This is a genomic window from Protaetiibacter larvae (genome assembly GCF_008365275.1).
Taxonomy (GTDB): Bacteria; Actinomycetota; Actinomycetes; order Actinomycetales; family Microbacteriaceae; genus Homoserinibacter; species Homoserinibacter larvae.
This window is the reverse complement of the sequence record NZ_CP043504.1, coordinates 1,749,857-1,762,225: the sequence shown is the minus strand read 5'-3', so window position 1 is coordinate 1,762,225 and position 12,369 is coordinate 1,749,857. Positions and strand designations below refer to the sequence as shown.

The following is a 12,369-nucleotide window of genomic DNA, read 5'->3' as shown; positions in this document are numbered from 1 at the left end:
GCGTCGCGCGGACAATCCCTGGCCCTCTCCTGTGTTCGTCGGGGCGGCGCTGCTCGATACTCGGTCAGGCAAGACGGATGAGGCTCCCACACGAGTGCTGCGGCGACGCGTGTACCTCCCGCGTCGGCTGATCGGCTGGGGGGCCTACGACACGCATGCGGATACGCCGCTACTGGGTCGGCACCTCACGGGCGGTCGTTGCCCGGACTGCGGCGGTTCGCGAGACACTCCGAAGCACACGGCGGAGCGTCACGCTGAGCTCGGTCTGCCTTGGTACGACGACGACGCCGAGCAGCGGCGCTTCGCGCTACTCACCGGGCTCGACGCGGCGGCGGGGCCGCAGGCCCGCCTCCGCGTCGAGCCGGTCGAGTTCGTGGGTGCGCAGCGCGGCGAGCACGCCGGAGCGGACGGCGGAGCGGACGAGCATCCACAGGATCACGACGCCTATCGCCGTGATGAGGATCGAGACGATGATGGCGGGGATGAGGGAGAGCCCGAGGGCGGAGAAGTCCACCTGCCCAGCATTCCCACTGAGGCATCAAATCGCGCGCCCTCATTTGGGGGGCTGAGCTTGCGCCGATTCAGTGGCTGGCGGCGTTAAGGTCGGGGGTGAGCGGTGGTCGCCGCTCACCCCCAGTGGACAGTAGGAGTGCCCACGATGGTCAAGCTATCAGGCAGCACCGCCGCACCGGCAGGCGCGCCACGCGTTCCGCGGAACGCTTACGTCCTGGGGTTATGTCAGCTTTTCGCTCGTTCGCGAGCCTAGCCGCGTAGCGCACGATCTGTCGAACCTGAGCCCCGGTGAAGCTGAGGTAGCGGGGGCCGTCGCGGTCGATGACGCGGAACGCGGGGCCGATGATGAGCGCGTCGGATGCCCGCTCGACGATGTCGTGCGCGCGCTTCTCGGGGACGCTCAACACGGCGGCGACGTGCGCGGCGACATCGCGCCACATCACCGCTCGACGGTCGTAGATCGGCTCCCAGCGCGGCTCACGCTCCCACGCGGCGAAGTGCTCCAACAGCTCTGCGACGAGCAGTGCGTCCGCGTCGGGCAGCCGGATCGCCTGGCGACCGGTGCGCCGATGCACCTTCAGCATCCGCCGGATGTGCCGCGCGACAGACTCCGCACTCATCGCCGGCCACCTCCACGACCAGCCGGGTCAAGGGGGCGCGCCAGCGCCTCGCGCAGCGACGCGCAGCGCCCTTGACGCTGCGGGAACACTCCCCCGGCGAGCATGCCGGTATCCCACTGGCCTCGCCGGTGGGATACCTGCTCCCCCGCCTTCGCGGCGGCGAAGCCGACCCCGCCCGACCCCCGCTGTGTAACACGGGGGTATAAATCGCAACTCCCTCTGCGGAACCCGGCCATCTACTCCTCCGCTCGCGCTCGCCAACCCCCCGGCGACCAGGGGTTCTTCTGCGGGCGGCTCGGGGTGCGCGGGGGGAGCCCCGCGTGCGGGGCGCCCCGCGCACCCGTCGCCCGCTCCGAAACACCTGACCCGGACGGATGTTCGAAGGTTGACCGATCCAGCGAACGCGAGGGAACCTCAGTTATGTCAGCACGCGCGTTTCCGCGGCCGAGGCAGCCCCCCTTGACAGCTCACTTGTTTATTGCAAGTGTTAGCGGCATCCACCCCAATCCCCCCTGAAAGCGAGACCACCATGACCGCGATGTTCGTCAACCTGCCGGTGACCGACCTGGAGCGCGCGAAGAGCTTCTACGAGGCGGTCGGATTCCGCATCAACCCGCAGTTCACCGACCACAACGCCGCCTGCGTCGTCGTCGAGGACGACCACAGCTACTTCATGATCCTCGTGCGGGAGTTCTTCCAGACCTTCACCGACCTGCCCATCGGCGACCCCAAGGTCGCACCCTCCGTCTCGACGGCGATCTTCCTGGACAGCCGCGAAGCCGTCGACGCGGCCGTCGCGGCCGGCGTCACCGCGGGTGGCGAGGAGCCGCGCCCGGCCGCCGACTACGGATTCATGTACCAGCGGCAGCTCACCGACCCCGACGGCAACGTGCTCGAGTTCGGCTGGATGGATCCCGTCGCCGCCGCCCAGGGCCCCGAGGCCGTCACGAACCAGCAGGCCTGAGGCCGGTGGCAGCGCGCGAATACGGCCAGTACGGCGGGATCACCCGGGCCCTCGAACTCGTCGGCGAACGCTGGTCGCTGCTCATCATCCGGGATCTGCTCGTCGGGCCGCGCCGCTACGGCGAACTCGCAGCGGGTCTCCCCCGCATCCCGAGCAACATTCTGGCCGCGCGGCTCAAGGAACTGCAGGAGGCGGGCGTGATCCGTCGCGCGCCGCGCTCGCGGATCATCGTGTACGAACTGACGCCGTACGGACGCGAGCTCGAGCCCGCCGTGCTCGCCCTCGGCGCGTGGGGCTTCAAGGCGCTCGGCGACCCCCGGGGGGAACAGCTCATCACACCGGACTCGATGACCATGGATCTGCGCACCGCCTTCCGAGCCCAGGTCGCCGCCGCGCTCCCCCCCACCGCGTACGCCGCGCACCTCGGGCCAACCGAACTGCTCATCCGCGTCGAGGGTCCGAGTCTCGAGGTGTCGCGCGGCGCCGGGCCCGCCGATCTCGCCTTCTCCGCAGGCCACGACATCCGCCGGCTCATCTCCGGCGAGCTCTCCCCCACCCTCGCCATCGCCTCCGGCGTCGTCGACGTGCTCCATGGGCCCGGCGAGCTGCTCGACCGCTTCGCGAGCACCTTCCGCATCGCCGCCTGAGCGCGCTCACACCGCGATGAGCACGATCCCCGCGACCACCACGGCCGACGCGGCCACCCGCCATCCCGGCCTCGCCTCCCGCAGCACGAAGGCGCCGAAGAGGCTCACGAGCACGACGCTCACCTCGCGCAGCGGCGCGACGAGGGCGACGGGTGCGAGCTGCACGGCCGTGAGCACGAGGATGTACGACAACGGCGACAGCACCCCGAAGGCCAGGAGGATACGCCACTGCCGCCGCAGCACCGTCCGCACCTCGCCCCACCGGCGCCCGAGCGCCGCGGTGTAGAGCGGGATCTCGAGGAGGGTGCAGCCCACCATGAAGGCGACCGGCGGAATCGACCAGCTGCGCACCGCGAAGGCGTCCCACAGCGTGTAGGCCGCGATCGTCACCCCCGTGAGCAGGCCCGCGATGATGGCCGGATCCGGTCCGCGGCGCGCCGGCAGCGCATCCCGCGTGCGGTCGACCATCCCGAGCGCGACGACCCCCGCGATGACCGCCCCCACCCCGACGAGAGCGAACGGCGACGGCCGCTCCCCCAGGAACAGCACCGCGACGAGCACCGTGAGCAACGGTCCGGTGCCGCGCGCCGTCGCGTACACGGTCGAGAGACCCCCGAGCGCGTAGCCGCGTTGCAGCACGAGCATGTACGCGACGTGCAGCACCGCGGAGACCCCGATCCCGAGAAGGAACCCGCTGAACTGCTCCGTCGGGATCCCCCCGGTGAACGGCACGGCAACCGCCCAGAGCACGGTGCTCGCGACGGCGGCGCACCACAGGAACGGGATGCCGCCGCGGCTCGCACCGTGCGCGAGCACGTTCCAGCTCGCGTGGGCGATCGCCGCGGCGAGCACGATGAGCAGGGCGACGGTGGACATGCGGGACCCTTCCGCCCGTCGCGGGCGCGACGAACAGGGTCCTCCGGGCTTTTGTCCTGTCAGATGACGGCGAACCGACCGACGGTTCGCCGTGGCGCCGCTCGGACCAGGCGAGGCGGAGCCTCCGGAACCCTAGGCGCTATCGGGATCAGGATAGCGCGCGAAGGTGCCCGCTCGGTGTCATCCATCACCGATGGAAGGTGAGGTGGGTGGTGCCGCTCTCGGCGGGCTCGACCGTCACCTCGTAGCCGGCCTCGAGGCCGCGGAGACCGTCCCACAGCCGGATGCCCTGGCCGAGCAGGATCGGCGCGATCCCGACATGCAGCCGATCGACGAGCCCCGCCTCAAGGTAGGCGCGCACCACGGTCGGCCCGCCGCCGACCCGGATGTCGCCGCCCTGCGCGGCCGAGACGGCACGCTCGAGGGCATCCTGCGGGGTCGCCGCGAGGAAGTGGAAGACGGTGCCGTTGGCGAACTCGATCGACCGCCGCGGGGTATGGGTGAGCACGAACACGGGGCAGCGGAACGGCGGCTCCTCACCCCACCAGCCGCGCCAGTCCGGGTCGTCGGGGAAGCTGTGGAGCCCGAACATCCCGGCCCCCATGATCTCCGCGCCGACACCCTCGAAGTACGCGGCCGCGTACTTCTCGTCGACGCCCGTCGTGCCGCGCCCGTCCGTCTCGCCGAACACCCGGGCTTGCATCGTGCGCGTCGCGACGTAGGCGGCGACGAGCCGCTCCCAGTCGTCGCCGAACGGCTTCTCGGGGGTCTGATCGGTCGTGGTGGCGAAACCGTCGAGCGAGATGTTGAGATCGACCCGGACGACCACGGGGGCTCCTTCCGTCGGAGGATCGGCACCGCCCACGGTATCCGGTCCGGGCGCGGGATGACGCCTAGCATCGAGACAACGGAGGAGTTCGATGGTCGAGACCAACTGGGCGGGCAACATCACCTTCGGCGCGGCAAAGATCGCTGCGCCGGGGAACGCGGAGGAGGTGCGCGACCTCGTGGCGGCTGCCGGCCGCGGCGGGCTCCGACCGCTCGGCACCCGGCACTCCTTCTCCCCCATCGCCGACACGGCCGGGGTGCTCGTCTCGTCCGCCCGGCTCGCGGATCCCGGCGCCGTGCGCGTCGCCGAGGATCGCACGAGCGTGTCGGTTCCGGCCGGCATCCGCTACGGCGAGCTCGCCCGCATCCTGGAGGCCGACGGCCTCGCGCTGGCCAACCTCGCCTCGCTGCCCCACATCTCGGTGGCCGGCGCGGTCGCGAGCGGCACGCACGGCTCGGGGGTCGCGAACGGATCGCTCGCGACCGCTGTGCGCGCGATCGAGTTCGTCGACGGCACCGGTGAGCTCGTGAACCGGCGCCGCGGGGATGCCGACTTCGCCGGCTCGGTGGTCGCGCTCGGCGCGCTCGGGGTGGTGACCCGGGTGGAGCTCGACGTCGAGCCGAGCTTCGCGGTGGCGCAGACGGTGTACCGAGGGCTGCCGTTCGACGCCGTGCTCGACGCCTTCGACGAGGTCACCGGGCTGGGCTACAGCGTGAGCCTGTTCACCACCTGGCCCGAACCCGACACGATCGACCAGCTCTGGCTGAAGCGCCGCGTCGACCGGGATGACCCGGCGCCGGCCGAGGTGCTCGGGGCGGCGCCGTCCGCGGTGCCGATGCACCCCATCGCGGGAGTCGACCCGAGCTTCTGCACCCCGCAGCAGGGCGAACCCGGACCCTGGCTCGACCGGCTGCCGCACTTCAAGCTCGAGTTCACGCCGTCGAACGGCGCGGAGCTGCAGAGCGAGTACCTCGTGCCGCGCCGCACGGCCCTCGAGGCGCTGCGGGCCGTCCGCGGACTGTCGGCGGCGCTCGCCCCGCTCGTGCAGGTGACGGAGGTTCGGGAGATCGCGGCCGACGAGCTGTGGCTGAGCGGCGCCTCCGGGACGGATGCGGTCGGCATCCACTTCACCTGGGTGCCGGATCAGCCCGCCGTCGACGCCCTGCTGCCGCGGATCGAACGGCTCCTGCTGCCGCTCGGCGCCCGCCCGCACTGGGGCAAGCGCTTCCACGCCGACGCGGACGCGCTGGCACCGCTCTACCCGCGCTTCGACGACTTCCGCGCGCTCGCCGCCCGCCACGACCCGCGCGGCGTGTTCCGCAACGCGTTCCTCGACGCCAAGCTCGGCGCCTGAGCGGATCCGCTAGTCGGTGCCGGAATCGAAGGCGGCCGACTCGGATGCCGCGTCGATCGCCTCATCCGAGGCGGAGGCGGCCTCGACGGCACCGAGGATGGCGTCCGCCTCGCCCGCCTGCAGGCGCCCGACGAGCTCGCCCGTCGCCCCGCCGATGAGCCCCTGCGCCGCGTACTGCTCGAGACGCGAGCGCGAGTCGGCGATGTCGAGGTTGCGCATCGTGAGCTGGCCGATGCGGTCGTCCGGCCCGAAGGCCGCGTCGCCCACGCGCTCCATGGAGAGCTTCTCGGGGTGGTAGCTGAGGTGCGGACCGGTCGTGTCGAGGATCGTGTAGTCGTCGCCCCGCCGCAGCTTCAGGGTCACCTCGCCGGTCACCGCCGAACCCACCCAGCGCTGCAGCGACTCGCGCAGCATGAGCGACTGCGGGTCGAGCCAGCGGCCCTCGTACATGAGGCGCCCGAGGCGGCGGCCCTCCGCGTGGTAGTTCGCGATGGTGTCCTCGTTGTGGATCGCGTTGAGCAGCCGCTCGTAGGCGATGTGGAGGAGCGCCATGCCGGGGGCCTCGTAGATGCCGCGCGACTTCGCCTCGATGATGCGGTTCTCGATCTGGTCGGACGCCCCGAGCCCGTGGCGCCCGCCGATCGCATTGGCCTCGAGCACGAGCGCCACGGCATCCGGGTACTCGACGCCGTTGATGGCGACCGGGCGTCCCGCCTCGAAGCGCACCGAGACGACCTCGGTGGCGATCTCGACGTCGTCCCGCCAGGAGGCGACACCCATGATCGGGTCGACGATCTCGAGCCCGCTCGAGAGCTCTTCGAGGTTCTTGGCCTCGTGGGTGGCGCCCCAGATGTTGGCGTCGGTCGAGTAGGCCTTCTCGGTGGAGTCGCGATACGGGAAGCCGTGCGCGACGAGCCACTCGCTCATCTCCGTGCGGCCGCCGAGCTCGCTCACGAAGTCCACGTCGAGCCACGGCTTGTAGACCCGCAGGCGCGGATTGGCGAGCAGCCCGTAGCGATAGAAGCGCTCGATGTCGTTGCCCTTGTAGGTGGAGCCGTCGCCCCAGATCTCGACGTCGTCCTCCTTCATGGCGCGCACGAGCAGGGTGCCGGTCACGGCACGGCCGAGCGGCGTCGTGTTGAAGTAGGTCTTGCCGCCGGAACGGATGTGGAACGCGCCGCACTGCAGCGCCACGAGCCCCTCCTCCACGAGCGCCGACTTGCCGTCGACGAGCCGCGCGAGCTCGGCGCCGTACTGCAGCGCACGGCCGGGAACCGCGTCGATGTCGGGCTCGTCGTACTGGCCGATGTCGGCCGTGTAGGTGCACGGGACGGCGCCCTTGTCGCGCATCCAGGCCACCGCGCACGAGGTGTCGAGGCCACCGGAGAACGCGATGCCGACGCGCTCGCCGACGGGGAGGGAGCTGAGAACCTTGGTCACCCCACAAGCCTAGGGCGCGCCGCACCGCCCCCGGTCATGCCGACCGCCACACCCCGCCCTCTTCTCGCAACTCAGGAAGAATCCCGGATCCGGACACATCCGCGCCCGCAGCTGCAGCCATTCCTGATGTGCGACGACTCGCGATCTCGCAACTCAGGACAACCGCGCCGCGAGACCGCGGATCGACCGGAGGCGCACGCGTCCCCTGAGTTGCGAGAGCACCACCTGCGAGACCACCACCTGCGGAGACCACCGCCTACAGTGGGCGGATGCAGATCCGACCGTTCGCGGATGGCGACACCGAGGCCGTCGTCGCCCTCTGGCGCGCGAGCGGCATCACGCGCCCCTGGAACGACCCCTATCGCGACATCGCACGCAAGCAGGCTGTCCAGCCGGAGCTGTTCCTCGTCGCCGAGGAGACGGATGTCGTGGTCGGCACAGCCATGGCAGGGTACGACGGACACCGCGGCTGGCTCTCGTATCTGGCGGTCGCGCCCGAGCGCCAGCGCTCCGGCATCGGACGCGCCCTCGTCCGCGAGGTCGAGGAGCGTCTGCGCGCGCTCGGCTGCCCGAAGCTCAATCTCCAGGTCCGCGGTGGTGACGAGGGCCTGATTTCCTTCTACCGCGCGCTCGGTTTCGCACCGGACGACGTCGTCAGCCTCGGCCACCGGCTGATCCCCGACGGAACACCCGGCGCCTGACCCGTAATGGGGCGACCGCGGGCGAGCCGATCACCCCCGTTTTCCGGGTTCCGCCGGTATCCTGAGCCCATGGCGGATCAGCGGCGCACCCCGGGCTCGCAGACGTCGCTGCGCGAAGCCAACCGCGGCCGCATCGTCGACGCCGTCAAGAAGCACGGCGGGCTCACCCAGGTGGAGCTCGCCGGCGCAACGGGCCTCTCCCCCGCCACCGTCTCCAACATCGTCAAGGAGCTGTCCGAGTCGGGCATCCTGACGACCGCCAAGAGCATGCGCTCGGGCCGCCGCGCCCAGTACGTGACGCTCGCCCACGCGAGCGGTCTCGTGTGCGGGATCCACTTCGCCCAGCGCCACCTGCGGGTCGCGCTCGCCGACACCGGCATGACGGTGCTCTCCGAGCACGAGATGCCCCTCGCCCGTGATCACCGGTCCGACAACGAGATCCGCCGCGTCGGCATGCTCATCGCCGACATGCTCGACAGCGTCTCCGCCGAGCGCGACGAACTGCTCGCCGTCGGCGTCGCCGTCGCCGCCCCGATGGATGCCGCGAGCGGCATGATCGCGCGCCCCGGCATCCTGCGCGGCTGGGAAGGCGTCAAGGTCGCCGAGAGCGTCGAACGGGCGCTGCGGGTGCCGGTCTTCGTCGACAACGGCGCCAACCTCTCCGCGCTCGCGGAGCACCGCCTCGGAGCTTTGCGCGGCCACGGCGACGCGATGTTCCTCGAGGTCTCCGACGGGATCGGCGCCGGCATCCTGGTGGCGGGTCGCGGCTACCGCGGGGCGAGCGGCAGCGCGGGCGAGTTCGGCCACACCGTCATCATGGAGAACGGCCCGCTGTGCCGTTGCGGCAACCTCGGCTGCCTCGAGGCGATCGCGGGCGGCGACGCCATCGTCGAGAGCCTCAAGCCCCGCTATTCGGGGCTCAAGCTCGGCGACGTGATCGTGCGGGCGATGGCGGGCGACGACGTCTGCATCCGCGCGATCGCCGACGCGGGCGCCCACATCGGCGTCGCCGCGGCGAACGTCGCGAGCATGTTCGACCCCGCGCGACTCGTGATCGGCGGGCACCTCGCCCGTGCCGGCGAGCTGCTGCTCGGCCCCATCCGCCAGGTCGTCGACCGCTCGCTCGCCACCCGCCTCTCCCCCGCTCCCGAGATCGTCGCCGGCCAGCTCGGCGCGCGCGCCGCGCTCATGGGCTCGATCGGTCTCGCCGTCGACCAGCTCAGCACCTTCCCTGCCACCGCCACGGGCACTCCCGACCTCCGTGTGGCACTCGGGTGACCCGATGACCCGCTCGCCCCGGGCGATCGCTGCGGCGGTCGCCGCCATCCTCGCCGTGCTCGCGCTCTCGGCGTGCACGAACGGCACCCAGAACGAGGCCCCCGTCGACCCCTCGACGGCGAAGATCGGACTCCTGCTGCCCGACTCGGTGACGGCGCGCTACGACACCGCCGACCGCCCCTACTTCGAGGAGCGCGTGCGCGAGCTGTGCCCCGATTGCGAGGTGCTCTACGGCAACGCCGACGGCGACACCGCGAAGCAGCAGCAGCAGGCGGAGTCGATGCTCACGCAAGGCGTCAGCGTGCTCGTGCTCGACCCCTACGACGGCAAGGCGGCTGCGACGATCGTGCGGCTCGCGCAGAGCCGGCGCGTGCCGGTGATCTCCTACGACCGGCTCATCGACAGCCCCGACCTCGCCTACTACATCTCCTTCGACAACGAGCTCGTCGGCCGGCTGCAGGGGCAGGCGCTCGTCGAGAAGCTGCGGGAGGACGGCGTGAAGCCGGGCGACGGCGGCATCCTCATGGTCAACGGCTCCCCCACCGACAACAACGCCTCGCAGTTCAAGAAGGGCGCCCACGAGTTGATCGACGCGAGCGGCTACGCGGTGCTCGCCGAGTTCGACACCCCCGGGTGGGATCCGGCGCGCGCCCAGGACTGGGTGGCCGGGCAGATCACCCAGTTCGGCGACCGCATCGTGGGCGTCTACGCCGCGAACGACCCGACCGCCGGCGGGGCGATCGCCTCGCTCAAGGCCGCCGGGATATCCCCGCTGCCTCCCGTGACGGGTCAGGATGCCGAGCTCGCGGGCCTGCAACGCATCCTCACGGGCGACCAGTACATGACCGTCTACAAGGCGCTGCGCCCCGAGGCGGCGAAGGCGGCCGAACTCGCCGTCGACCTCGTCAACGGCCGCACGCCCGCGGGCGAGGTGCACATCGAGGTGGGCGGGCGCAGCATCCCCTCATTCCTGCTCGAGCCCGTCGCGGTCACGCGCGACAGGATCGGCCCGGTCGTCATCGACGACGGCTTCTTCACGCTCGCACAGCTGTGCACCTCCGACTACGCGGCCGCCTGCGCGGCCGCTGGGCTGGGCTGAGCCGTGACGATCGAGGCCGTGCCCCCGCTTCCGCCCGAGCAGCCGCCCGAGCGGCAGCCCGTGCTGTCGATGCGCGGCATCTCGAAGAACTTCGGCAAGGTGCAGGCGCTCACCGACATCCACCTCGACATCTACCCCGGCGAGGTCGTCGCGATCGTCGGCGACAACGGGGCCGGCAAGTCGACGCTCGTGAAGATCCTTGCGGGCGTGCACCCCGCCGACGATGGCCGGGTCGAGTTCGAGGGTCAGCCAGTGTCGATCCCCGACCCGACCGCCTCCCGTGCGCTCGGCATCGCCACGGTGTTCCAGGATCTGGCGCTGTGCGACAACCTCGACGTGGTCGCCAACCTGTTCCTCGGGCGCGAGCTCGCGGGCGCGGCGCTGCAGGAGGAGGAGATGGAGCGGCGGGCCTGGGAGCTGCTGCGGCAGCTGTCGGCGCGCATCCCCTCGGTGCGGGTGCCGATCGCGGCGCTCTCGGGTGGTCAGCGCCAGACGGTCGCGATCGCCCGTTCGCTCATCGGCGAACCCAAGGTGGTCATCCTCGACGAGCCGACCGCCGCCCTCGGCGTCGCGCAGACCGCCGAGGTGCTCAACCTCATCGAGCGGTTGCGCGAGCGCGGGCACGGGGTCGTGCTCATCAGCCACAACATGGCGGATGTGCAGGCGGTCGCCGACCGCATCGTCGTGCTGCGCCTGGGTCGCAACAACGGCGACTTCCTCGCGCCCGATGTGAGCTACGAGGACATCATCGCCGCGATCACGGGTGCCACCGAGCATGCCCTGCCCCTGCCGTCCGCACCGCTCGCGGCGCCCCACCGGATCGGACCGGCGCGATGACCGATACGACAGCCGACCGCACCTCCTGGCTGCGGATCGCCCTGGGCGACCTCCGCACCCGGCTCACGGGCGGGAATCTCGGCTCGGTGCCGGTCATCGTCGGGCTCGTCGTCATCTGGGGCGTCTTCCAGGCGCTCAACCCGAGCTTCCTCTCCGCCGACAACCTCGTGAACCTCACGCTGCAGTGCGCCGCGGTCGGCACCATCGCGATCGGCGTCGTGCTCGTGCTGCTCCTCGGGCAGATCGACCTCTCGGTGGGCTCGGTGAGCGGACTCGCGGCAGCGATCGTGGGCGTCGGGCTGACCCAGCTGAACTGGCCGCTCGCGGTGACCATCCTGTGCGCGCTGCTCACGGGCGTCGCGATCGGGCTGCTCTACGGCTTCCTCTACACCCGCTTCGGGGTGCCGAGCTTCATCATCACCCTCGCCGGACTGCTCGGCATCCTGGGCCTGCAGCTCAAGGTGCTCGGACCGACCGGATCGATCAACATCCCCTTCGACTCCCCCCTCGTGCTGTTCGCGACCAGTTGGTTCCTGCCGCCGTGGCTCGCCTACGCCATCTCGGGACTCTGGGCGGGATCGATGTTCGTCTCGGCGGTGCTGCGCCAGCGCCGGCGCAAGCGCGCGGATCTGCCGACCGCCGCGCTCGGCTGGCAGGCGGCGAAGGCGGGCGGCCTGTTCCTGCTGTGCGCGGTCGCCGTCAGCTATCTCGCGACCGACGACGGGGTCGGCGTCATGTTCGTGTTCTTCATCGTGCTCGTGATCGTGATGGACGTCGTCCTCACCCGCACCCGCTGGGGCCGGGAGGTGTACGCGGTCGGCGGTTCCGTCGAGGCGGCCCGGCGCGCCGGCATCCGGGTGAACCGGGTCTACGTGTCGGTCTTCGTGCTGTGCTCGACCTTCGCGGTCGTAGGGGGCATCCTCGCGGCGGGGCGGCTGAGCTCGGCGAGCCTGTCCTCGGGCGGCGGGGACACCAACCTCAACGCGATCGCGGCGGCCGTCATCGGCGGAACGAGCCTCTTCGGCGGGCGCGGGTCCGCCTGGAGCGCACTGCTCGGCATCGCCGTCATCCAGTCGATCTCGAACGGCCTGACCCTGCTCAACCTCGACTCCTCGATCCGCTACATGATCACCGGCGGGGTGCTGCTGCTCGCCGTCATCATCGACTCGCTCTCGCGCAAGTCGCGCGCCGCGCACGGTCAGGCCTGACCC

At 71.2% G+C, this 12,369-nt stretch carries 13 protein-coding genes; 8 read left to right on the top strand and 5 right to left on the bottom strand.

All coding sequences use genetic code 11. The features are described from left to right. Nucleotides 1-307 precede the first annotated feature (307 nt). Nucleotides 308-514 (bottom strand): hypothetical protein, encoded by a 207-nt coding sequence (locus FLP23_RS12490; RefSeq protein ID WP_246139941.1) that lies wholly within the window; start codon nucleotides 512-514, stop codon nucleotides 308-310. A 148-nt stretch (nucleotides 515-662) separates the two neighbouring features. Next, a complete protein-coding gene (locus FLP23_RS08325; RefSeq protein ID WP_149325426.1) occupies nucleotides 663-1,133 on the bottom strand; it encodes a hypothetical protein in 471 nt (156 codons plus the stop codon). A gap of 529 nt (nucleotides 1,134-1,662) precedes the next feature. Between FLP23_RS08325 and FLP23_RS08320 the strand changes: the two genes are divergently transcribed. Then, the gene (locus FLP23_RS08320; protein WP_149325425.1) at nucleotides 1,663-2,097 is read left to right on the top strand and encodes a VOC family protein; all 435 of its coding nucleotides are present in this window, start codon (nucleotides 1,663-1,665) and stop codon (nucleotides 2,095-2,097) included. A 5-nt stretch (nucleotides 2,098-2,102) separates the two neighbouring features. Next, nucleotides 2,103-2,744: a winged helix-turn-helix transcriptional regulator gene (locus FLP23_RS08315; protein WP_149325424.1), complete on the top strand. Its 642-nt coding sequence runs from the start codon at nucleotides 2,103-2,105 to the stop codon at nucleotides 2,742-2,744. 6 nt (nucleotides 2,745-2,750) lie between these two features. On the opposite strand, the gene FLP23_RS08310 is transcribed toward FLP23_RS08315, so the two are convergent. Both FLP23_RS08310 and FLP23_RS08305 read right to left on the bottom strand, forming a co-directional pair. Continuing rightward, nucleotides 2,751-3,620: an EamA family transporter gene (locus FLP23_RS08310; protein ID WP_149325423.1), complete on the bottom strand. Its 870-nt coding sequence runs from the start codon at nucleotides 3,618-3,620 to the stop codon at nucleotides 2,751-2,753. Nucleotides 3,621-3,807: 187 nt separating this feature from the next. Further along, on the bottom strand, nucleotides 3,808-4,449 hold the full coding sequence (locus FLP23_RS08305) for a dihydrofolate reductase family protein (protein ID WP_149325422.1): 642 nt from the start codon (nucleotides 4,447-4,449) through the stop codon (nucleotides 3,808-3,810). A 91-nt stretch (nucleotides 4,450-4,540) separates the two neighbouring features. Between FLP23_RS08305 and FLP23_RS08300 the strand changes: the two genes are divergently transcribed. Continuing rightward, nucleotides 4,541-5,803, top strand: coding sequence for a D-arabinono-1,4-lactone oxidase (locus tag FLP23_RS08300; protein WP_149325421.1), 1,263 nt, complete (start codon nucleotides 4,541-4,543; stop codon nucleotides 5,801-5,803). A 9-nt stretch (nucleotides 5,804-5,812) separates the two neighbouring features. Here the strand turns inward: FLP23_RS08300 and argG are convergent, their stop codons facing one another. Beyond that, a complete protein-coding gene (argG, locus tag FLP23_RS08295; RefSeq protein WP_149325420.1) occupies nucleotides 5,813-7,243 on the bottom strand; it encodes an argininosuccinate synthase in 1,431 nt (476 codons plus the stop codon). A 269-nt stretch (nucleotides 7,244-7,512) separates the two neighbouring features. On the opposite strand from argG, the gene FLP23_RS08290 reads away from it, so the two are divergent. The 5 genes from FLP23_RS08290 (at nucleotide 7,513) to FLP23_RS08270 (ending at nucleotide 12,366) form a co-directional block, all read left to right on the top strand. Beyond that, the gene (locus FLP23_RS08290) at nucleotides 7,513-7,944 is read left to right on the top strand and encodes a GNAT family acetyltransferase (RefSeq protein ID WP_149325419.1); all 432 of its coding nucleotides are present in this window, start codon (nucleotides 7,513-7,515) and stop codon (nucleotides 7,942-7,944) included. 69 nt (nucleotides 7,945-8,013) lie between these two features. Further along, entirely contained in the window at nucleotides 8,014-9,222 is a 1,209-nt protein-coding gene (locus FLP23_RS08285) for an ROK family transcriptional regulator (protein WP_149325418.1), read from the top strand. Between the two features lie 4 nt (nucleotides 9,223-9,226). Then, nucleotides 9,227-10,321, top strand: a complete 1,095-nt coding sequence (locus FLP23_RS08280) for an ABC transporter substrate-binding protein (RefSeq protein WP_149325417.1) — start codon at nucleotides 9,227-9,229, stop codon at nucleotides 10,319-10,321. Between the two features lie 69 nt (nucleotides 10,322-10,390). After that, nucleotides 10,391-11,158, top strand: coding sequence for an ATP-binding cassette domain-containing protein (locus FLP23_RS08275; protein WP_149326253.1), 768 nt, complete (start codon nucleotides 10,391-10,393; stop codon nucleotides 11,156-11,158). Further along, entirely contained in the window at nucleotides 11,155-12,366 is a 1,212-nt protein-coding gene (locus tag FLP23_RS08270; RefSeq protein WP_149325416.1) for a sugar ABC transporter permease, read from the top strand. Before FLP23_RS08275 ends, FLP23_RS08270 begins: the two co-directional genes overlap by 4 nt. Nucleotides 12,367-12,369 lie beyond the last annotated feature (3 nt).

Excerpts from the sequence above, each read along its gene's own strand:
- FLP23_RS08325 (WP_149325426.1), bottom strand. The coding sequence starts at position 1,133 with ATGAGTGCGGAGTCTGTCGCGCGGCACATCCGGCGGATGCTGAAGGTG.
- FLP23_RS08320 (WP_149325425.1), top strand. The coding sequence starts at position 1,663 with ATGACCGCGATGTTCGTCAACCTGCCGGTGACCGACCTGGAGCGCGCG.
- FLP23_RS08310 (WP_149325423.1), bottom strand. The coding sequence starts at position 3,620 with ATGTCCACCGTCGCCCTGCTCATCGTGCTCGCCGCGGCGATCGCCCAC.
- FLP23_RS08300 (WP_149325421.1), top strand. The coding sequence starts at position 4,541 with ATGGTCGAGACCAACTGGGCGGGCAACATCACCTTCGGCGCGGCAAAG.
- FLP23_RS08290 (WP_149325419.1), top strand. The coding sequence starts at position 7,513 with ATGCAGATCCGACCGTTCGCGGATGGCGACACCGAGGCCGTCGTCGCC.
- FLP23_RS08285 (WP_149325418.1), top strand. The coding sequence starts at position 8,014 with ATGGCGGATCAGCGGCGCACCCCGGGCTCGCAGACGTCGCTGCGCGAA.
- FLP23_RS08280 (WP_149325417.1), top strand. The coding sequence starts at position 9,227 with ATGACCCGCTCGCCCCGGGCGATCGCTGCGGCGGTCGCCGCCATCCTC.
- FLP23_RS08275 (WP_149326253.1), top strand. The coding sequence starts at position 10,391 with ATGCGCGGCATCTCGAAGAACTTCGGCAAGGTGCAGGCGCTCACCGAC.
- FLP23_RS08270 (WP_149325416.1), top strand. The coding sequence starts at position 11,155 with ATGACCGATACGACAGCCGACCGCACCTCCTGGCTGCGGATCGCCCTG.